The sequence below is a fragment of the Aeromicrobium sp. Leaf291 genome (assembly GCF_001423365.1).
Classification (GTDB): Bacteria; Actinomycetota; Actinomycetes; order Propionibacteriales; family Nocardioidaceae; genus Aeromicrobium.
The window spans coordinates 98,885-118,603 of the sequence record NZ_LMNM01000001.1 but is presented as its reverse complement, the minus strand read 5'-3'; the positions used below and the strand labels follow the sequence as shown (position 1 = coordinate 118,603).

Genomic DNA, 19,719 nt, shown 5'->3' with positions numbered 1-19,719 from the left:
GCGTGGTGCGGAATGGAGGGCTAGCCGTCGTGACCCAGCGACGCCGACAGCTTGCGGTGGGCGTCGGCCTGGTCGAGGAGGGTCTGTGCCTTGGCCTCGGTGGCGGCCACGGCGTCAGCTCCGGCGATGAAGCGCATGGGGGGCTCCTCGAGGGCCGCCAGGTCGACGATGGCCCGGCCGAGCTTGGCCGGGTCGCCGCCCTGCTGGCCGTCCATGCCCTTCCACGCCTCGACCGTGGCACGCGTGGTGTCGGCGTAGTCCTCGATCGAGGGCTCGGCGTACTGGGTCGACTGCGGGCTGAGCAGCTCGGTGCGGAAGAACCCGGGGACCACGGTCTGGGTGCGGATCCCAAAGGGCGCGACCTCCGACGCCAGAGCCTCCATGAACCCTTCGATCCCGAACTTCGACGCGGCGTAGGCGGTCTGGAAGACGCCGTTGACGACGATCGCCGCGGTCGACGACACGGTCACGATCAGCCCCGATCGCTGGGCGCGCATCTGTGGCAGAGCGGCGCGGATGGTGTGGGTCGGCCCGAACAGCGTGGTCTCAAGCTGCAGACGGAACGCCTCGGGGGCCATCTCCTCGAAGAAGCCGGCCTGGAAGCTGCCGGCGTTGTTGACGAGCACGTCGAGGCTGCCGAAGCGCTCGACCGCGGCGGCGACGGCTCGTTCGGAGGCCTGCGGGTCGGTGACGTCGAGGGCGACGGCCAGGAGGTGGTCGTGCTCGCCGAGTGCCTCGGTGATGCTCTCGGCGCGGCGTGCCGTGGCAACGACGGCGTGTCCTGCAGCGAGGGCCGCGCGGGCGATGTCGGTGCCGAGGCCGCGTCCGGCGCCGGTGATGAGCCAAGTCTGCTGGTCGGTCATGGGATGTCCTTCGTGTTGGTGTTCGTGTCGTGAGAGAGGGGGATCAGGCGACGTCGGGGAAGAAGCCACCAGCGGGGCCGCGTACGGCGCTCGCCACCAATGCGTCGACCTGCTCGGCGGACTGCGGGATCACCGGGGCTGCGAGGAGCCAGGCGACGAGCTCGTCGAGGGTGAGCCTCTCGGTGGGCCAGGCGGGCATGTAGGGGTCGCAGTAGGCGGGGGTGCCGGGCTCGGTGCGCCAGCTGTCGGCCAGGCCGCCGATGTCGAGGGCGTCGTAGCCGAGCGTGTCGAGCAGCTCGGCGGCACGCGCCTTGGCCGCTGCGTCCTCACCGGCGATGGGGAGGGTCACGCGGTCCTCGTCGCCGGACGGGCGCGCGCCGTTGCCCAGGCTCGCGAAGGTGATGTTGTTGAACGCCTTGACCACGTGGGAGTGCGCGAGGTGGGACTGCACGAGCTCGCTCGCGGTCGAGGAGCCGTCGGCGAGCGCCTCGATCCGGCCGTCGCGCTGGGGGTAGTAGTTGGTGGTGTCGAGGACAACCTTGCCGGCGAGCGCGTCAGTGGGCAGGTCCGTGTGGGCATTCAGCGGGATCGCCGCGACCACGACATCGGCGTCGTGAGCGACATCGGCGACGGTCGCCGCCCGGGCTCCTGGACCGAGCTGCTCCACGAGCTCGGTGAGTGTCTCGGGACCGCGGGAGTTGGCGAGGACGACGTCGATGCCGGCAGCGATGGCGAGGCGGGCGAGAGTTCCGCCGATCGCGCCGGTGCCGATGATGCCGAGGACAGAGGTCATGGTGCTGGTCCTTCTGGGAGGTCAGGCCGACCGATCGGCCGCAGTGACCACGACACCACCGTCATCCGCAGCGCGGCAGTCCCGCTCGTGAGGGTCACCGCCGGTGACTCCCTCGTGCGCGGACGGCGGTGCTCGTCTCAGGACCGCCGAGTGACCTTGTCGGTCTCGTCCGCGGTCCAGCTGGAGAGGAGTGCCACGGCGTCGTGCGACGGCGAGCCGGGCTCGGCGGTGTAGGCCACCACGGACGTCACGGAGTCGCCGAGGGGGAGCGTCTCGAAGGGCAGGTCGAGGTCGCCGACGATCGGGTGGTGGAACCGCTTCACGCCGTGGGAATGGATCATCACGTCGTGTGCGGCCCACCGGACGCGGAACTCGTCGCTGCAGGTCGACAATCGCCCCACCAGGTCCGAGACGTCACGGTCGTGCGGGTCGCGGCCCGCCTCCGCGCGCAGGATCGAGACGGTGTCGCTCGCGACCTTCTCCCAGTCGCGGAAGTAGCGACGGGCGTCGGGCCCGAGGAACACGTACAGCGCGGTGTTGGGGATCTCGCCGTCGTAGTCGTACACGGGCGAGAACAGTGCCCGTCCGGCGGCATTGGCGGCGAGGACGTCGAGGCGACCGTTCATCACCATCGCGGGCGAGTCGCTCATGGAGTCCAGGAGGCGTTGGATCGCGGGGCGCACCTGCACGGGGCCGGAGGGTTTCCGGCGTGCGGCCGCGCGCCGGGGTGCACTCGCCGCGCGCAGCAGGTCGAGCAGGTGGGCGCGCTCGGCTGCATCGAGCTGCAGCGCGTGGGCCACGCCGTCTATGATGCTGTCGGAGACGCCGGTGGCGTCGCCGCGCTCGAAGCGGATGTAGTACTGCGGCGAGACGCCGGCCAGCACGGCGACCTCCTCGCGACGCAGGCCGGCCACGCGGCGACGCTCGCCCCCGAAGGCGGGCAGGCCCGCCTGCGCGGGGGTGATGCGGGCACGTCGCGTCGAGAGGAACTCGCGGATCTGGGCGCGGAGCTCCTCCCGGGGGTCGGCGGGACGGCCGTCGGTGGTCATCGGACCAGCGTACGAGTCATCCTCGGCCCGTGGGGGTCCCTGTCGGTGACCGTCACGATGGTGGCCTCGTGCGGCGACCGCCGCGACTCGGCCCTCGAGCTGGGGGAGGCCTTGACGGCGCACTTGCATTTTGCAAGTATCAAACGGCATGAGCCTCTTCATCACGTGCCCGGTCGAGAGCGTCGAGCGTGCGACGGCCTTCTACGCCGCCCTCGGCTGGTCCCTCAACCAGGAGATGTCCGACCACAACGTGTCGTGCTTCGAGATCGGGTCCGCGCAGTACGTGATGCTCGGCAGCCGCGAGATGTACGCGGCCGTCGGCGGTGTCGAGGAGCTGGTCGGCGGCGCCGACACCCTCTCGAAGGTCACCGTCTCGTTCGACCTCGGCAGCCGCGAGGAGGTCGACGCGCTCGTGGAGCGGGCCGCCGGTGCGGGAGGCCGGATCGGGGACATCGACGACTACCCGTTCATGTACCAGCGCCAGTTCGACGACCTCGACGGATACCACTACTCGCCGTTCTGGATGAAGCCGGACGCCGATCCCGAGGCGTGAGCGACCTCGCCGCGGCGCTCGGCGTCGTCGGGTCCCGGTGGGCCCTGCTGGTCGTGGAGGCCCTGCTCGACGGACCCCGCCGCTACGGCGACCTGCAGCGCGACCTCCAGGCGCCGACGAACATGCTCGCGACACGTCTGCGCGAGCTGGAGGCGGCCGGCGTCCTGACGCGCCTGCCCCTCAAGCACAACACCCGGGCCTACCAGCTGACCGAGCGCGGACTCGCCCTGCGCGACGCGATCGAGGCGCTCGGACGGTGGGGCGAGGAGGTCTAGGCCGGGCGGGTGCCGTGCGCCGCGCACTATGCTGACGGCATGCGAGAGACCGCGATGCTGAGCCGGGTGGCCGGGCTGCTCGCGTTCGTCCTCTGTCTCACCGCGACCGGCGAGTCCACCACCACGGTGGGCGTCGCGGTCGCGATCGCTGCGGCCCTGCTCGTCGCCGCGAGCTCGCGCGTGGTCGTGGCTCACCGCGCAGGCGGAGTCGGGGTGGTCCGCGGCGAGGTCGCGGCCCTGGTGCCCGTGCTCTCGTCGCGCATCGCGGACCCGGTGCGTCAGCCGGTGCGTCCGCGCGCTCCCGGACTGGTCTGAGGTCGCCTTCGGGCGACGCGCCCGATCCGATCCTCAGACCAGGAGATGTCCATGCTCGACCCGTTGAAGCACGTCCTGTCCACCCTCATGTCCACCGCCCACGCCCTCGCCGAGAACCTCGGGGCCGACCCCGGTGGTGCCGTCGGCTGGTGCCTCAGCATCGCCGCGATCGTGGTGGTGGTGCGGGGGTTGCTGCTGCCGCTCACGGTCCACCAGGTGCGCAACGCGCGGCGCATGGCGGTCGCCAGGCCCCACCTGCAGGAGATCGCCCAGCGCTACAAGGGACGCACCGACCCCGACAGCGTGCGCGCCATGATGGAGGAGAGGCGCGCCCTGTCAGCCGAGCACGGGGTCTCGAGGCTCGGGTGCCTGCCCGTGCTGGTGCAGCTGCCCGTCTGGTTCGCGCTGTACCACCTGATCTCCGACGTCGCGGCGGGCTCGGCCGTGGGGTCGATGGACGCCGACCAGGTGGCGCTGTTCGACCGCGCCCAGCTGTTCGGCGCAGGCCTGGCCGACAGCGGCGTCCTCGGCCAGGACGGCTCGCACCTCGCCGTGGTGCTGACCCTCGCCGTCGTGGCCGCGGCCGTGTCGTTCGCGACGCAGCACCTCTTCGCCATGCCCAACACGACGACGGACGGCATGCCGGAGGCGGTGCAGCAGGCCACGCGCCTGATGCCCACGCTGTCCTCCGTCGGGCTGCTGGCGGCGGGCGCCTTCGTGCCGGTGGGGCTCCTCGTCTACTGGGTCTTCAGCCAGGTGTGGACGCTGGGTCAGTCGTTCGTGGTGTGGCGCTGGTTCCCGACGCCGGGCACGCGGGCGGCGGAACGATCGTCAGCGCGACGGACGTCGGCCGTCGAGGGCTGAAGGGCGACGGTGGCACGATGGGTCCGGCTCGTCCGCCCGGAGGAGCCGGACCCGAGGAGTCGAGCATGGCGCGACACCACCAGGACCTGAGCGTCGTCGACGGTGCGACGGTGCTCGTCACCGGCGCCAACAGCGGCATCGGGTTCCACGCCGCCCGGCAGCTGGCCGGCGCCGGTGCTCAGGTGGTCCTGGCGTGCCGCGACGTGGCAGCGGGGCAGGCAGCGGCGGACGAGATCGGCCGCGGTGCCCTCGTGGAGCATCTCGACCTGGCGTCGCTGGACTCCGTGTGTGCGCTCGTCGACCGGTGGGGCGGGCCGCTCGACCTCCTGGTGAACAACGCCGGGGTCATGGCCCCGCCGACGCGGCGGTCGACCCAGGACGGCTTCGAGCTGCAGTACGGCACGAACCACCTGGGCCACGTCGCGCTCACGGCCGGACTGCTCCCCGTGCTGCTGGAGTCCGAGCGGGCACGCGTGGTCACGGTCGCGTCACTGGCGCACCACGCAGGAGACGGCTCCATCCTCGAGGCCGGCCATCCCGCGTCCTACGACGCGCGGCGCGCGTACGGCAACAGCAAGCTGGGCAACGTGTTCCTCGGCCGCGAGCTGCACCGCCTCGCCGCGGAGGCCGGGGCGCCGCTCGCGTCGGTGGTGTGCCACCCGGGCGTCTCCTCGACGCGGCTGTTCTCCAGTCGCGACGGCATGGGGGCGCGGGCCGCCGTGCGCATCGCCGCCCGCCTGGCCGGACCGGTCTTCCTGCAGTCGTCGGCGCAGGGGGCGACGGCGATCCTCGACGCCGCCACGACGGCGCCCTCGGGCGCCTACCGCGGTCCGCAGCGGCTCAAGGAGACCCGCGGCCCGATCGGCGACGCCAGGCTCAGCGACCACGCGCTCGACCTCGACCTCCAGCGGCGGGCGATCGCACTGGCGCTGGAGCAGACCGGGTCGACTCTCGCGCTGTAGACGGCCGGCGCCGTGCGGTCCCCCCGCCGAGACAGCCCGCACTGCTCGACGGTCAGTCGGCGAGGACGCTCATGACCGCGTCGTACGCGGGCGTCGGCTCTCCGTCGTCGAACAGGAGGTCGTGGCCCTGCTGCACGCCGTCGTCGTCGAGGTACCAGTCGTACCGATCGTCCACCCCCCATGTCGTGTAGGAGACGCAGGCGTCCGATCGGAGGCAGGAGGCGAGGACCGTGGCGTACTGCTCCGCCTGGGCGTCCTGCCCCTCGCTGTCCGTGACGTCGTTCTCGGAGATCCGGACGTCCAGCCCGGCATCGTCGAAGCTGTCGAACGTCGTGGCGAGGTCATCGGCCGAGATCGCATCGGTGTCGAGGTCGTAGACGTGAGCCTGGAGGCCCACGCCGTCGATGTGTCCACCCCGAGCGTTCGTGTCGAGAGCCAGCTGGAGGAGGGCGTCCTGGCGGGGACCCGGCACGTCGGCGCCGTTCTCGTTGATGAACTGCCTGACGTCCGGGTCGGCGTCGTGAACCGCCTGCGAGACGACCACCGGGTAGGTCGGTCCGAAGACACGGTGCCAGACGTTCTCCTGCAGGAAGGTTCCCTGGTCGACGTCGAACGGTTCGTTGACGACGTCGAGCGACTCGAGCCGACCCTCGAAGTGCGTGACGACGGTGGTCACGTAGTCGAGCAGGACCTCGGCACTGGCCTGGCGCTCCTCCTCGGAGCCGGTGGGGAGCTCCCGCATCCACCGGGGCATCGCCTCGGTGAAGGCGATCGTGTGGCCGTGCACGGCGATTCCCTTGCTCTCCGCGAGGTCGAGGAGGGCATCGGCCTCCTCGAAGCGGTACTCCCCCTGCCGCGGGGAGAGCGCCTGCGGCTTCATCGCGTTCTCCGGGGTGAGGGCGCCGAAGTTGCCCACGAAGCTGCTCGCGTAGTCCTCGTCCGAGGCGAGCGGACCCAGTGCCACGGCCGCGCCGATCAGGAAGTCCGGACGAGAACGGGCGGCACGAGCCTGCAGCCCGTCGGGAGCCACGCTCGCGTCGGCCGCCACGGGAGCTGCGGTGCTCAGGGAGGCGCCACGCGGCGCCGCGGCCGTGAGCGAACGGACCGCGAAGGACCCCTTCTCGCTCGACAGGCCCAACCACAGCGCGCCAGAGTCGAAGACGTCGCCGAGGGGCAGGGAGGACACCGTGTCCCCACCGCTCGCGATGTCGAGCCGGTCGCCGGAACGGTGCACGGAGAGCTCCGCCTCGGGGTCGGGAACCGTGGCGCGCACGTCCCGCACAGGCTGAGGGTCGGCCACGTCCTGCTGGGGGGAGCCGTCGAAGAGTGCGATCCGCAGGTCGTCGCCGCGGAGCGTGAGGTGAAGTCCCGCGGGCTCGATCCGGAACTCGTCGGCGATCACCGGTGGGCTGTCGTAGAGCGACAGGGTGGCATCGGCGGTCACCTCCGCGAACGACACCCCGAGCGTGAAGTCGTCCGCGGTCGCCAGATGCGTTCCCAGGTCGACCGGCGGGTTCGCCTGCCTCCTCCCGCCGTCCTGCTCGACGATGCTCCTCCCCGTCGCCGTCACCTGGAGACCGTCGGTGTCCTCGACGATCCCGGGCACGTGCCGCCAGTCCTCCTGCAGCAGGTCGATGACGGTGCCCGGTCTGGTCGCCATGTCCGGCGAGCTGCCGCCGGCCAGGGCGAGGACCAGGCTCGCCAACGCCAGGCTCGCGACGCGCCATCGCCGAGCGGTCAGGACCGTCATCGACGAACACCGTCATGGGAAGCCGGAGACGTCGCGTCAGTCGACGTGCAGCGCCGCGTCCTCATCGGTGGTGAACACGCACCGACACCACGAAGGCGAGCCACGAGGAGAACCTAGCAAGCCTCGATCGTGCGATCGCCCGGGTCGCGTCTGGTGGTCAGCACGTCGACCGTGACCCCGGACGCATCGCGGGCCGACGGCGGGGAACGTCCGTGACATGAGCAGCTCTCCCGCTGGACGAAGCCGACTGGCCGCGCAGGTCCGCGACGGCGTCGCGCGCCACCCCCGCGTACCGAGAGCGGCCAAGGCGGCGGTGGCCGCCGTGCTGGCGTGGCTCGCGGTCCAGCCCCTCGGCGGTGCTGCCGACGAGTACCCGTACTACGCCCCGCTGGGCGCGGTCATCGCCGTCTCCGCGACGGTGGCCGACTCCGTCAAGGCGTCCGTGCAGGGGGTGATGGCCATCCTGCTCGGGGCCGCGCTCGCCGTCGTGGCTGCCGCCGTGGTGCCGACGGTGCCGGGCCTGGCCGTCGTGGTGCTCCTCGGCACGCTCGCGGCAGGGTGGTGGCGCTTCGGCGAGATGGGCGACTGGGTGCCGATCGCAGCCCTGTTCGTGCTCATCATCGGCAGCAGCGGCCTGGTCGACTACCTCATCGGCTACGTGCTGCTCACCGGGCTGGGCGCGGCCGTCGGGGTCGCGGTGAACGCAGCCCTTCCGCCGATGCCGCTGGCGCCGGGGGACCGTCAGATCATCGTCGCCCGCGAGGCGCTCGCCGCGCAGCTCGACGACCTCGCCGACGCACTGCGCAGCGACCCGCCGCTGGACCGCGAGCAGTGGCTCGCCCGGCACCACGACATCCGTCCGCGCGCGCAGGCCATGGGACGGCTCGTCACCCAGGCCACGCAGGTGCGTCGGGTGAACTGGCGCGCCCGCCGGTGGCAGGAGTGGGCCGACCGCCAGGTCGAGCACGCACGGGCGCTCGAGCGCCTCTCGCTGGTGGTCGACGACCTCGCCGGCCTGCTGGCGATGACCGAGCACGCCGACCGCGAGGACGTCGCGCTCGGTCCGCGTCTGCGGCAGCCCGCGGCCGAGGCCATGGAGGCGGTCGCCGTGATGCTGCGTGAGGAGAAGGACGAGGACGGTCCGCCGTCCCAGGACGTGCGCGACCGCGCCGACGCCGCCGTCGAGGTGCTGGCCGACTCCGTGACGGAGCGGGTGCGGGCCGGGGTCACCGGGGTGCTCGCGGCCGGGGCCGTGGTCACCGCCCTCCGGCAGCTGGTCGCATCGGTGTGACGGTGCGGCTACCGGGTCCGGCGGTGCTCGACGCGGCCGTCCCCGCGGTCGTCGGACCTGGACGACTCCTCGTCCCGCCGACGCTCCCGCCGCGCCAGGGCCGACGTGGCGAATGAGGCCGCCACCCAGGCGACGAGCACGCCGAGCGACGTCGCGACCCCCGATCCCTGGCGGAAGGCCACGGCGCGGGCAGCGTCGAGGCCGGCCGCGTGCGGCAGCCACGACGTCACCGAGCGCCAGGCGACGGGTTGCTGCCACGGGTCGGTACCGGCCAGTGCGGGCAGCGCGGTCAGGAGCAGCACGGCGACCGCGAGGGCCAGGCCCCAGACGTCGAGCACGCTGAGCAGGGCCTGCGTCACTGCGCAGGCTGCCAGCGTCGTGGCACCCAGCACCAGCCACCATCCGAGCCAAGGGCTGGACGTGGCCGTGGCCGCGGCGATGGCGAGCGCGAGCCCGACCACGGCGCTGAGCACCACCGAGGCCGCGGCCCGACGGACCCCGTCCTGCGCGGTGCGCGCCTGCGGTCCGCGCCACCAGGCGAGGGCCGCGACGCCGAGCATCCCCGCCGCCACCGCCGCCAGCGGGGCGAGGTCGACCACGCGTCGATCGAGCACGGAGGCCCTCGGTGGCACCTCCTCGACGTCGAGGGTTCGACCCAGGGACGCGGAGAGGGCTCGCACGTGCGCCACCACGGCAGCGGTCAGCTGAGGATCCTGCGACCCAGGGACCAGCACGAGGTCGCGCTCGGTCGCCAGGTCCACGACCACCACGGCCGTGGCTGCACCCGACTCCAGTCGGTCCACGCCCTCGCGACGGTCCTGCGTGGTGGACGCGTCGAGGGTGCCCGCGGCGTCGGCGCGGTCGGCGAGGGCCTGCCCCACGACGGCCGGCGCGACGATCGTCACCGGCGCCTCGTGGGGGGCGTCGCCGACCACGAGCGTCGAGACGAGGACCAGGCCGACCACCTGGGTCACCACGACGAGGACGAGCGGCACCCAGCGTCGTCCGGACATGGCTGGACCCTACCGACGTGAGATCGTGACGGCATGGTCCTGCCGCGTGCCCCGTGGCGCGTACGGGTCCTCGCCGTCACGGTTCCCGCCCTGGTGGCCATGCTGGCCCTCGCCTCGCTCGCCGCCCCCGACGTCGAGGAACCGCCGCGCGTGGGCGCGGCCGAGCAGACCCGGTGCCTGCCGATCGAGCCGATCCGCTCGGTCGCGGACCTCAACGACCTGGTCACGAAGGTGCGGGGACGCGGGGAGTTCGAGGGCGCCGACGTCGGCGCGGACGTCACGCTGCAGGACGGCCGACGGCTCTGGATCTTCGGCGACACCCTCCGGTCGGCCGACTTCGTCGGACAACGCTTCGTGCGCAACTCCATGCTGGTCTTCGACGATGAGTGCGCCGAGGTGGTGCTGCCGCCCGACAAGGGCGCGCTGATCCCGGACCGCGCCGACGGCGTGGGCTACTGGCCGATGTCGATAGCGAAGGTCGAGCGCACCGGCTACGACCTGGTCGGCGTGAGCGCCCAACGGGTCCAGGGCGCCTCCGCCCCGGACGGTGAGCTCGCGTTCGACAACCTCGGCCCCGCGATCGCCCTGTTCATCGTGCCGCGCGGCCGCACGCCGCAGCTGCTGTCGGTCCGCGACGTCGGCGCGGACCGGTCCGGCACCGAGCGGCCCACGTGGGGTGCCGCCGCGACGGTCCACGACGGCTGGGTCTACCTCTACGGCACCGCGAACCCGGGCGAGCGGCTGGTGTTCGGCTTCGACCTCCGCGTGGCGAGGGTGCGTCCCGACGACATCCTCGACGTCGGTCGGTGGCGCTACTGGGACGGCGAGTCGTGGAGCCGCAGAGCCGAGGACGCCGCGGTGCTGGTTCCTGCGGAGGGTGGGGTGTCGCAGACGTTGAGCGTGTTCGAGCGCGCCGGCCGGTGGTACGCCGTGAGCAAGCGCGACGAGTTCCTGGGCACCGACCTCGTGATCTGGTCCGCGCCCTCGCCGACCGGTCCCTTCACGGCGGGGCCGCCGCTGGCGTCGATCCCGTCGTCGTCGAAGGGGCGGCTGCGCTACATGCCGTTGGCGCACCCGGACCTGCTGCCCGAGGAGGGCAGCGTGGTCGTCTCCTACAGCCAGAACGACACCGATCCCGCGGTCGTGGCCGAGGACCCGTTCCTCTACCGGCCGCGGTTCCTGCGGGTTCCGCTGCCCTGACGCGTGGCGGGAGGCTCGCTGACCGGGGCCAGCACCGCTGCCAGCTCCGCCTGGTAGGCGGCGTAGGCGGTCGCTAGGGCCGGACCGTTCCAGGTCTTCGGTCGCAGCGACGGGGGCAGGGCGGGGTCGGTCCGCAGGTGCCGAACCAGCGCGGCAGCGACGGCGAGCCGGTCGGCGGGCGAGAGGTCCTCTGCGAGCGCCGCGAGCAGTGCATCGCCGGTGCGCGTCCAGGAGTCGAGGTCCCACAGCCGGCCGACGAGCGCGCGGACGTCGGACGGGTTCGACGTCGCGACCACGGCCAGGTCCGCCGACCAGTCGGGCAGGGGGCGGTCCAGGTTCGCCGGCCGCGTCCACACGCCCTCGCGCAGCTCCGCCAGCCGCAGCTGCTCCATCTCCAGGCGGAACGCCACCCGGTCGCTGGCCGCGCGGCCCGTGGCGACCACGACGACGGTCTCCCAGGTGCCGTCCCACGAGCGGTAGGGCGGGTCGAGCGCGGCGTCCTGGAACCGTTGGCGCGCCCGGAGCCGTTCGCCGATCCTGTGCACCCCGTCGGTGCGCTCGAGGTCGCCGGCCGCCACCAGCCGGGTGAGTGCCGCCCGCACCGTGGACTCGGGGACGTCGAAGACCTCGCCGAGGGCGACGAGCTGGGCGGCCGTCAGCTCGGGAGGGTGTACGGCGAGCAGCAGGCTGAGCACGATCGACCGCGCGCTGAGGGGGCGGACCTCCATCGGTCTCCCCCCTCGGTCGAGCGACTGGACATTGCACTTTCTTGACAACTGTAGCGATGATGCAATGCTTGGTGCATGACCACCACGCCGTACCCCGCCGCCGACGGCCACGCTACTGCTCCGACCGGTGTGCAGGACGCCAACCAGGCCCCGCCCCTCGCGCCCTACGACGCCTCCGCCGATGTGGCACTCCTGGAGGCCCTGCACCGCGAGGGAGCCGGCTGGAACGAGGCCGACGTCCGGCGCGTCGGGCAGCTGGCGGGCGGGGTCGAGGCCCAGCAGTGGGCCGAGGACGCCAACCGGTTCGACCCGGAGCTGCGCACCGTCGACCGCTACGGGAACCGCGTGGACGAGGTCGAGTTCCACCCGGCCTGGCACCACCTCATGCGCACCTCGATCGCCGAGGGGATGGGCGGCGCGGCCTGGGTCGACGACCGGCCCGGCGCCCACGCGGCCCGCACCGCGAGGGGGCTCGTGTGGGGTCACACGGAGGCGGGGCACGGCTGCCCCGTGACCATGACGTACGCGGTCGTGCCGGCGCTGCGCCACCAGCCCGAGCTCGCCGCCGTGTACGAGCCGCTGCTCACGTCGCGCATCTACGACCCGGGGCTGCGGACCCCCTCGACGAAGCGCGGCCTGCTCGCCGGCATGGGCATGACGGAGCGCCAGGGCGGGTCCGACGTGCGCACCAACTCCACGGTCGCCCGACCCACCGGCGAGCCGGGTGTCTTCACGCTGCACGGCGCGAAGTGGTTCACGTCGGCCCCGATGTGCGACGTCTTCCTCGTGCTCGCGCAGTCGCCCGGCGGCCTGTCCTGCTTCCTGGTGCCGCGGATCCTGCCCGACGGCACGCGCAACCCGTTCCACATCGTCCGCCTCAAGGACAAGCTGGGCAACCGGTCCAACGCGTCGTCGGAGCCGGAGTTCGACGGCACGGTCGCCTGGCTCGTGGGCGACGAGGGGCGTGGTGTCCGCACCATCATCGACATGGTCGGCTGCACCCGTCTGGACTGCGCGGCCGGCACCAGCACCCTCATGCGCAAGGCGCTGGTGGAGGCCGGGCACCACGTGTCGCACCGCTCCGCCTTCGGCGCGCTGCTCGTCGACCAGCCCCTCATGCGCAACGTCCTGGCCGACCTCGCCGTCGAGTCCGAGGCTGCGACGTCGCTGACCATGCGGCTGGCGGGTGCCACCGACCGGGCGCTCCGGGGCGACGAGCAGGAGCAGGCGTTCCGGCGCATCGGCACCGCCCTCGGCAAGTACTGGATCACCAAGCGTGGCCCGGCCTTCACCGCCGAGGCCATGGAGTGCCTCGGAGGCAACGGGTACGTCGAGGAGTCGGGCATGCCGCGGCTCTACCGCGAGGCCCCGCTCAACTCCATCTGGGAGGGCTCGGGCAACGTGAACGCGCTCGACGTCCTGCGCGCGCTCGGACGGGAGCCGGTCGTGGCCGACGTGCTCATGCACGAGATCGGGCTCGGGAAGGGTGCGAACCGCCACCTCGATGCCGCGGCCGACCGACTGGGCGCCGACCTCACCGCGGCAACGGCCGACCTCTCGAGCATCGAGTTCCGTGCGCGTCGGCTCGTGGAGCAGATGGCACTGGCACTCCAGGGCTCGCTGCTCGTGCGGCACTCCACGCCGGCCGTGGCCGACGCCTTCTGCTCGTCGCGCCTCGGCGGGCAGGGCGGGCTGGCCTTCGGGACGCTCGACGTCGGGGTCGACACGGCCGCGATCCTCGAGCGCGCGCTCCCCGACGCCTCCTGAGCCCTCCCACGTCGGCCGGGCGGCGGTGGCCGCGGCTCAGCCCTCGGGGCGTGGCGACAGGACGTTGCCGGGGTTGAGGCGCCCGGCGGGGTCGAACGCGGCCTTCACGGCGTGGTGCACGTCGAGGGCCACGGGGTCGAGCTCGCGCGTGAGCCAGCCGGACTTGAGCCGGCCCACGCCGTGCTCGCCGGTGACCGTCCCACCCAGCTCGAGGGCCAGGGCGGTGATCGCGTCGAAGGCGCGGTGCGCCGCCGCCACGTCGGCCGGGTCGCGCCGGTCGAAGATGATCGTGGGGTGCATGTTGCCGTCGCCGGCGTGCCCGAACACCCCGATCCTCAGGTCCTCGTCCGCGGCGACCCGCTGGATGCCGGTGACCAGGTCGACGACGGCCCGCCGCGGGACGCACACGTCGTCGAGCAGCCAGTCGCCCAGGCGCTCGAGAGCAGGGAGCGCCTGGCGTCTGGCCTCGAGCAGCTGCGCACCCTCGGCGGCATCCGAGGTGAGCGCCACGTCGACCGCTCCGGAGGCGTCGCAGATGCGGCGCACGGCCTCCACGGTGGTCTGCGCCTCGGGCAGGTCGGTCTGCACCAGCAGCATCGCGGCGGCGTCGATGCCCATGTGGGTGTGTGCGTCGACGGCCGCGAGCGTGGTGGCGTCGAGGAGCTCGAGCATCGAGAGGTCGATGGCGTCGGCGGAGAGCCGTTCCACCGCCCGGCCGGCGTCCTGCAGGTCGGCGAAGGTCGCGACGACGGTCGAGGGCGGAGGGGGAGCGGGTCGCAGGCGGAGCGTGACCTCGGTGATCACGCCCAGCGTGCCCTCGGAGCCGACGAGCAGGCTGGTCAGGTCGTAGCCGGCGACCCCCTTCACGGTGCGTCGCCCGGTGCGCATCACGCGTCCGTCGGCGAGGACCGCCTCCAGGCCGAGCACGTAGTCACCGGTCACCCCGTACTTCACGCAGCACATGCCGCCGGCGTTCGTGGCCACGTTGCCGCCGATGGTGGAGATCGCGACGCTGCCCGGGTCGGGTGGGTAGAACAGGCCGACCTCGGCCACGGCCGTGCGCAGGTCGGCGGTGATCACGCCGGGCTGCACCACCGCGACGCGCTCCTCGACGTCGATCGAGAGGATCCGGTCGAGCCGACGGGTGCTGAGGACCACCGACCCGGCGGGCGCGTTGGCGCCGCCGGCCAGTCCGGTGCCGGCCCCGCGGGTGACGACCGCCAGCCCTGCCTCGTCGGCCGCGACCACGCAGGCCGCGACCTCGCGGGTCGTGCGTGGCGACAGCACCGCCACCGGCATCGCGCGCTCGACCAGCTGGGCCTCGTCGTGCGCGAACCCGGCCACGACGTCGGGGTCGGTCTGCACCACCTCGGCGGGCAGGCGGCCGAGCGCGGAGGTCAGCGTGGTGCCTTGACCGCCACGACGGGGCACTCGGCCTCGAGGAGGATCCGCTGCGACGTGGAGCCGAGCACGAGCTTGCCCACGGGCGAGCGGCGTCGCTGACCGATCACGACGAGCGAGGCGTCGTGGCGGTGGGCGTTGTCGAGGATCGAGTCCGCGGCACCGCTGGAGCCCACGAAGTGCACCACCTCGTGCTCGACGCCGGCGTCGGCCAGGCGCGACTCGAGCTGCTCGACGACCGACTCGGGCGTGACGTCGGGGTGGGGCGTGTCCGAGGCGATCACCACCACCTTCGCGCCCACGGCGGCAGCGTGCTCGACACCCCAGGTCCAGGCGGCCTCACCCTCGGGCGTGGTGACGTATCCGACGACGATCGTGGTCATTCGCTCCTCCTTCGCGCTGCCTCCACGGTACCGGTCGAACGTCTTCCGCGATCGGGATGCGAGATGGGGCCGAAAAGGACTAAAGTCCCGATTGAAACCGGGACAACGTCCGCATGTGGTGGTTGGGAGGCCGCCATAGGGCACGAGTGACGCGCAGAGCGTTGGGCGTTGTTCCGCAACAGAGGGAGAACACCATGCAGACCGCCGTCAGGCGGCGCTGCGCGGGCGGGGCGACACGTGTCGTCCTGCTCGTCGTCGGCGCCTTGTTGATGTCCACGCTCGTGGCGCCGAGTGCCGACGCCGCCCGTCGGTACACGGTGACGGCGAAGAAGAGCGCCACCGCCACCTCGACCGTGACCCGGTCGGCCGTCCACGACGGGTACCGGGGCACGGCGACGATCCGACGGACCGCCCGCGCGGTCGCAGCCGCCAAGGCGACCAGCACGAGCAAGAAGAAGGCCACGTCCTTGGCCCGGTCGCGGGCTCTCTCGCGGGCACGGGTCACGGCCAGGAAGCGGGCCACCGCCAGCGCCAGTGCAGCGGCCACCTCGCTCGCGCGGTCGCGCGCCGTGGCCGCTGCGAAGGCCAAGCCCGCGCCGAAGCCTTCTGCCTCGCCGACCCCCACTCCGACGCCGACCCCCACGCCGACCCCGACCCCGACGCCGACCCCGACCCCGACGCCGACCCCGACGCCGACCCCGACGCCGACGCCGACGCCTGTCCCGACCACCGGGTCCGACGCGTCCGCCGACGCCTGCGGCCCCACGCGGCTCAAGACCGACGGCTCGGCCTGGAGCTGCACCTTCAGCGACGACTTCGACGGCGACGCCCTCGACAGCAGCAAGTGGCTCGTCGCCACGAGCGAGGCCACCGGCCTCACCTACGGCGACTGCTGGGTCGACCGCCCGGAGAACCTGAGCGTCGCGGACGGCAGCCTGCGCCTGACCACGCGGATGGAGGACGAGCCGGTCACGTGCACCGCCGAGGGCAAGACCGTGACCACCCGCTACACGTCGGGCTCGGTCACCACCTGGGGCCGGTACACGCTCGACCGCGGACGCGTCGAGATCCGGGCCAAGATGCCCACCACCACGGAGTCCGGCGTGCAGAGCGCGCTCTGGCTCTTCCCGGAGACGATGAAGTACTGGGACGTCGCCGGCTCGGGCGAGATGGACATCGCCGAGTTCTACTCGCAGTACCCGGACCGGCTCATCCCGACCATGCACTACGCCACGACGTCGCCCGGCTACACGAACTACTACTGCATGGTCCAGGACCCCACCCAGTGGCACACCTACTCGCTGGAGTGGGACCGCGACCGGATCCGGGTCGAGTACGACGGCGCGGTCTGCCTCGACCACAAGATCACGCTCGTGGGCCAGCTCCTCCAGGGCCAGCCCTTCGACCAGGACTACACGATCAACCTCACCCAGATGCTGGGCTCGGGAGCCAATGCGCCCACGTCGGACACGCAGCTCCCTGCGACGATGGAGGTCGACCACGTGCGGGTCTGGCAGTGAGGTGAGCAGGGCCCGATAGCGTGACCACGTGAACGACGTGTCTGCGCGCCGCCTGCTCCTGGTCAACGGTCCCAACCTCAACCTGCTCGGCACCCGCGAGCCCGAGGTCTACGGCAGCGCCACGCTTGCGGACGTCGTCGCGCTCGTGGAGCGCACGGCCGACGAGCTCGGGTACGCGGTGAGCGCGCTGCAGAGCAACCACGAGGGTGTGCTCATCGACGCCGTCCACGACGCGCGAGGCACCTGCGCCGGCATCGTCATCAACCCCGGTGGCCTGACGCACACGTCGGTGGCGCTGCGTGACGCGCTCACCGGAGTGGCGCTCCCGTTCGCCGAGGTGCACGTGTCCGACGTGCACGCCCGCGAGGAGTTCCGCCACTTCTCGTACCTGACCGACGTCGCCGCCCTGACCGTGGTGGGCGAAGGGGTCGACGGCTACGCCCGCGCCGTGCGCGAGCTCGTGGCGCAGCTGGAGTCCCGGTGAGCGGCCCGCGCAACGTCCCGCACAAGAAGCAGCTGGCGGTCTCGCGGCGGGTGCGGGTGCCCGGCCCCGACGCGGAATGGTCGGCGCTGCACGGGTTCGCCCAGACCTTCGACGCGGCGTTCTTCCTGTCCTCCTCGACCGCGACGATCGTGCAGACCGCGTACCGGCCCGCCTTCGACGCGGTGGAGCGCGGCGAGGACCTCGACGGCTCCCTGGGCATCGCGCTGCTGCGTGCGGCGCTGTGGTTCCAGGCCCGATCCGACACCTTCTCCGGGGCCACGGACTTCTCCGGCCCCGAGGTCGAGCGCTTCTACCGGGCGGTCTGCGCGGAGCTGCACTCCCGCACCCACGGCTGGGTCGACGACCAGTCCTGACCGACGTCGCTCCCCGCGCCGGGGCTGCGCTGCGCCCGAGGTCACCGCTCGGGGGTGCATCGGTGGATCGTCAACCGCAGAAGCCGTCCTGAGGTTGAGGATCCACCGATGGCGGGTGGGCGGCGTGCTCGGTCGGGCCGGGCGTCCTGGGTCGGGGCTGCGCTGCTGCGGCTCGTCGTCAGGTCGGTCTCCGAAAAGGCCTCGACCGGGCGGCACCTCGCTCATCGGGCAGGGTTCGCGGGCTGCCGCCGCGCTGTCCCGTCCCGGGCGGTGACTTCTCCACCGAATGACGGCAATGCCGCGGACCGCCGGTGACTTCTCCACCGTCTGAGCGCTGAGACGGTGGAGGACGCACCGCTCGGGCGGTGACTCGGTGGAGAAGTCACCGCTCGGGGGAGTCATCGGTCGATCGTCAACCGCAGAAGCCGTCCTGAGGTGGAGGATCCACCGATGGACGGCGTGCTCGGCCGCACCAGGCGCCCCTGTTCCGTCGAGGCCTCTCGGGGAACCGAGCCCGCACGGAGCGGAGGCAGCGCAGCCGCAGGTCCAGCCCGAGGGGAGCCAGCGCAGCTGCAGGTCGAGCCCGAGTGGAGGCGGCGCAGCCGCAGGTCCGGCCCGCTCGTTCGGCGGGAGGGGCCGATCCTGCCTACCGTGGGCGGATGAGCCGCTACCTGATGATCGTCGCCGTGGCCGTGCCGCCGTTGTTCACGGCGGTCCTGGGGCTGACCCACCCGGCCGTGCTCACCGTCGAGGACGCCGGGCACTGGCAGATGATGCACACCGTGCTGCTGCCGGTCTTCCCGCTGCTCGCCCTCGGACCATGGCTGGTGGCGCGCACCCACGATCGCGTGGTCGGAGTGGTCGTGGGCGTGCTCGCCTACGTCTACGCCTGCTTCTACACGAGCCTCGACGTGCTGGCCGGCATCGCCGGCGGTGCCATCAAGGACGCGGAGGCCGGCGGACTGGGCATCGTGTTCCCTGTGGCGGGTGACCTGGGGGCCATCGGGTCCTACGCCTACATCGGCGCCACCGCGCTGGCCGTCGGGGTGGCCAGCCGGGCCGGGGTCGTGCGGGCGCTGCCCGGTGCCGTCCTGGTGCTCGTCGGGTCGGTCATGTTCTGGCAGGAGCACGTCTACCGTCCGTGGGGCGTGCTCTCCATGGTGCTGCTCGCCGCGGGCTGGACGTGGCTCGTGGTCGCTACAGCCCCTCGAGCACGGTCAGCGTCGACGCCCACGCCTCGCTCTGCGGGTCGATGACGACGAAGTGGTCGCCGTCGACCGGCGCGAGGTTCGCGTCGGCACCGGCGGCCCGCGCCGCGTCGACGTAGGTGCGCGACTGCGAGTACGGCACGTTCGTGTCGGCGCGACCGTGCACGCACCACACCGGCACGTCGAGCGGGACCTGCTGCAGGGGATCGGCGTCGGGGACGTCGGCGACCGGTGCACCGAGGAAGGCCTCGACCGCTCCGGCCCCCAGGTCCTCGCGGACCGCTCCCACGAGGTCGAGCACGCCCGCCTGCGAGACGGCCGCCGTCACCGGCACGCGCGCGTCGCGCCAGCGGTCGAGGCGCTGACGTCCCGCGGCCCACACCGCGAGGTGCCCGCCGGCCGAGTGCCCGAGGGTGACCACCCGGCTGAGGTCGAGGTCCTCGACGTCGGCCAGCGCGTCGATGCCGGCGCTCACGTCGTCGGGCGTCTGCGGCCAGCCACCGCCGGAACCCTTCCCGCTCCCGACCCGTCGGTACTCCAGGTTCCACGCCGTCCACCCCTGCGCCGCCAGCGACGCGGCGAGCGGACGTCCGAGGGACAGGTCGTACTCCGCCCGCCAGAAGCCGCCGTGGATCACGACGACGACGCCTCGTGACTCGCCGGTCGGCCGGGTCAGCTCCGCGAACTGCGCGGGGTCGGTGCCGTAGGTGATGCGCTCCACGGAGCCCATCGTCGCACCGCCGTCCCCACCGCTGGGGCCGCCTCCGGACGAGCAGGCCGCGAGCACGCCTCCGCCCAGCACCGTCGAGCCGACGACCGCGGAGCCGAGGGACAGGAACCGACGTCGACGCATCCGTCCATCCCACCGCACGCAGCTCGTCCCTGCAGGTCAACGGGCGGTCGGCGGCCGATAGGATCAGCACTCG

Annotated in this window: 21 protein-coding genes; 12 read left to right on the top strand and 9 right to left on the bottom strand. The window is 72.7% G+C overall.

From position 1 onward, the window contains the following. Positions 1–20: 20 nt before the first annotated feature. The 3 genes from ASF35_RS00560 to ASF35_RS00550 all read right to left on the bottom strand — a co-directional run bounded on the left by ASF35_RS00560 (position 21) and on the right by ASF35_RS00550 (position 2,705). A complete protein-coding gene (locus tag ASF35_RS00560) occupies positions 21–863 on the bottom strand; it encodes an SDR family oxidoreductase (RefSeq protein WP_055961280.1) in 843 nt (280 codons plus the stop codon). 43 nt (positions 864–906) lie between these two features. Next, the gene (locus ASF35_RS00555) at positions 907–1,656 is read right to left on the bottom strand and encodes an NADPH-dependent F420 reductase (protein WP_055961277.1); all 750 of its coding nucleotides are present in this window, start codon (positions 1,654–1,656) and stop codon (positions 907–909) included. A 137-nt stretch (positions 1,657–1,793) separates the two neighbouring features. Continuing rightward, entirely contained in the window at positions 1,794–2,705 is a 912-nt protein-coding gene (locus tag ASF35_RS00550; protein ID WP_055961274.1) for a helix-turn-helix transcriptional regulator, read from the bottom strand. A gap of 148 nt (positions 2,706–2,853) precedes the next feature. Here ASF35_RS00550 and ASF35_RS00545 point away from each other — a divergent pair, with 148 nt between their 5' ends. The 5 genes from ASF35_RS00545 (at position 2,854) to ASF35_RS00525 (ending at position 5,674) form a co-directional block, all read left to right on the top strand. Next, a complete protein-coding gene (locus ASF35_RS00545) occupies positions 2,854–3,258 on the top strand; it encodes a VOC family protein (protein WP_055961271.1) in 405 nt (134 codons plus the stop codon). Beyond that, positions 3,255–3,533, top strand: coding sequence for a helix-turn-helix domain-containing protein (locus ASF35_RS00540; RefSeq protein WP_055961268.1), 279 nt, complete (start codon positions 3,255–3,257; stop codon positions 3,531–3,533). The genes ASF35_RS00545 and ASF35_RS00540 overlap by 4 nt, the downstream gene beginning before the upstream one ends. Before the next feature lie 39 nt (positions 3,534–3,572). Further along, on the top strand, positions 3,573–3,848 hold the full coding sequence (locus ASF35_RS00535) for a hypothetical protein (RefSeq protein ID WP_055961264.1): 276 nt from the start codon (positions 3,573–3,575) through the stop codon (positions 3,846–3,848). Positions 3,849–3,899: 51 nt separating this feature from the next. Next, entirely contained in the window at positions 3,900–4,712 is an 813-nt protein-coding gene (gene yidC / locus ASF35_RS00530) for a membrane protein insertase YidC (protein WP_055961261.1), read from the top strand. A gap of 65 nt (positions 4,713–4,777) precedes the next feature. Continuing rightward, positions 4,778–5,674, top strand: coding sequence for an SDR family NAD(P)-dependent oxidoreductase (locus ASF35_RS00525; RefSeq protein WP_082495424.1), 897 nt, complete (start codon positions 4,778–4,780; stop codon positions 5,672–5,674). A 52-nt stretch (positions 5,675–5,726) separates the two neighbouring features. Here ASF35_RS00525 and ASF35_RS00520 read toward each other — a convergent pair whose 3' ends face one another. Beyond that, positions 5,727–7,424: an endo-1,4-beta-xylanase gene (locus ASF35_RS00520; RefSeq protein WP_055961254.1), complete on the bottom strand. Its 1,698-nt coding sequence runs from the start codon at positions 7,422–7,424 to the stop codon at positions 5,727–5,729. A gap of 217 nt (positions 7,425–7,641) precedes the next feature. Here ASF35_RS00520 and ASF35_RS00515 point away from each other — a divergent pair, with 217 nt between their 5' ends. Further along, positions 7,642–8,715 carry a hypothetical protein gene (locus tag ASF35_RS00515; protein WP_156364622.1) on the top strand — a complete coding sequence of 358 codons (1,074 nt, stop codon included), beginning with the start codon at positions 7,642–7,644 and terminating at the stop codon, positions 8,713–8,715. Positions 8,716–8,723: 8 nt separating this feature from the next. On the opposite strand, the gene ASF35_RS00510 is transcribed toward ASF35_RS00515, so the two are convergent. Next, positions 8,724–9,728 (bottom strand): hypothetical protein, encoded by a 1,005-nt coding sequence (locus ASF35_RS00510; RefSeq protein WP_055961248.1) that lies wholly within the window; start codon positions 9,726–9,728, stop codon positions 8,724–8,726. 33 nt (positions 9,729–9,761) lie between these two features. On the opposite strand from ASF35_RS00510, the gene ASF35_RS00505 reads away from it, so the two are divergent. After that, positions 9,762–10,928, top strand: coding sequence for a DUF4185 domain-containing protein (locus ASF35_RS00505; RefSeq protein ID WP_055961245.1), 1,167 nt, complete (start codon positions 9,762–9,764; stop codon positions 10,926–10,928). Here ASF35_RS00505 and ASF35_RS00500 read toward each other — a convergent pair. Then, positions 10,892–11,656 carry a hypothetical protein gene (locus tag ASF35_RS00500; RefSeq protein WP_055961242.1) on the bottom strand — a complete coding sequence of 255 codons (765 nt, stop codon included), beginning with the start codon at positions 11,654–11,656 and terminating at the stop codon, positions 10,892–10,894. The two genes, ASF35_RS00505 and ASF35_RS00500, sit on opposite strands and share 37 nt — an antisense overlap. Positions 11,657–11,731: 75 nt before the next feature. Here ASF35_RS00500 and ASF35_RS00495 point away from each other — a divergent pair, with 75 nt between their 5' ends. Continuing rightward, a complete protein-coding gene (locus ASF35_RS00495) occupies positions 11,732–13,423 on the top strand; it encodes an acyl-CoA dehydrogenase family protein (RefSeq protein ID WP_082495274.1) in 1,692 nt (563 codons plus the stop codon). Positions 13,424–13,459: 36 nt separating this feature from the next. Here the strand turns inward: ASF35_RS00495 and ASF35_RS00490 are convergent, their stop codons facing one another. Both ASF35_RS00490 and ASF35_RS00485 read right to left on the bottom strand, forming a co-directional pair. After that, on the bottom strand, positions 13,460–14,854 hold the full coding sequence (locus tag ASF35_RS00490) for an FAD-binding oxidoreductase (RefSeq protein WP_235499083.1): 1,395 nt from the start codon (positions 14,852–14,854) through the stop codon (positions 13,460–13,462). After that, on the bottom strand, positions 14,821–15,207 hold the full coding sequence (locus ASF35_RS00485) for a universal stress protein (RefSeq protein WP_055961239.1): 387 nt from the start codon (positions 15,205–15,207) through the stop codon (positions 14,821–14,823). Before ASF35_RS00485 ends, ASF35_RS00490 begins: the two co-directional genes overlap by 34 nt. Before the next feature lie 194 nt (positions 15,208–15,401). Between ASF35_RS00485 and ASF35_RS00480 the strand changes: the two genes are divergently transcribed. From ASF35_RS00480 to ASF35_RS00465, 4 genes are all read left to right on the top strand, one after another. After that, positions 15,402–16,727 (top strand): family 16 glycosylhydrolase, encoded by a 1,326-nt coding sequence (locus tag ASF35_RS00480; RefSeq protein ID WP_055961235.1) that lies wholly within the window; start codon positions 15,402–15,404, stop codon positions 16,725–16,727. A gap of 28 nt (positions 16,728–16,755) precedes the next feature. Further along, positions 16,756–17,211, top strand: a complete 456-nt coding sequence (aroQ, locus tag ASF35_RS00475) for a type II 3-dehydroquinate dehydratase (RefSeq protein ID WP_082480578.1) — start codon at positions 16,756–16,758, stop codon at positions 17,209–17,211. Beyond that, positions 17,208–17,585 carry a hypothetical protein gene (locus ASF35_RS00470; RefSeq protein WP_055961233.1) on the top strand — a complete coding sequence of 126 codons (378 nt, stop codon included), beginning with the start codon at positions 17,208–17,210 and terminating at the stop codon, positions 17,583–17,585. The genes aroQ and ASF35_RS00470 overlap by 4 nt, the downstream gene beginning before the upstream one ends. Positions 17,586–18,244: 659 nt before the next feature. Further along, positions 18,245–18,841 carry a hypothetical protein gene (locus tag ASF35_RS00465; RefSeq protein WP_055961231.1) on the top strand — a complete coding sequence of 199 codons (597 nt, stop codon included), beginning with the start codon at positions 18,245–18,247 and terminating at the stop codon, positions 18,839–18,841. On the opposite strand, the gene ASF35_RS00460 is transcribed toward ASF35_RS00465, so the two are convergent. Continuing rightward, positions 18,783–19,646 (bottom strand): S9 family peptidase, encoded by an 864-nt coding sequence (locus ASF35_RS00460; protein ID WP_055961228.1) that lies wholly within the window; start codon positions 19,644–19,646, stop codon positions 18,783–18,785. The two genes, ASF35_RS00465 and ASF35_RS00460, sit on opposite strands and share 59 nt — an antisense overlap. Between the last annotated feature and the right edge of the window lie 73 nt (positions 19,647–19,719).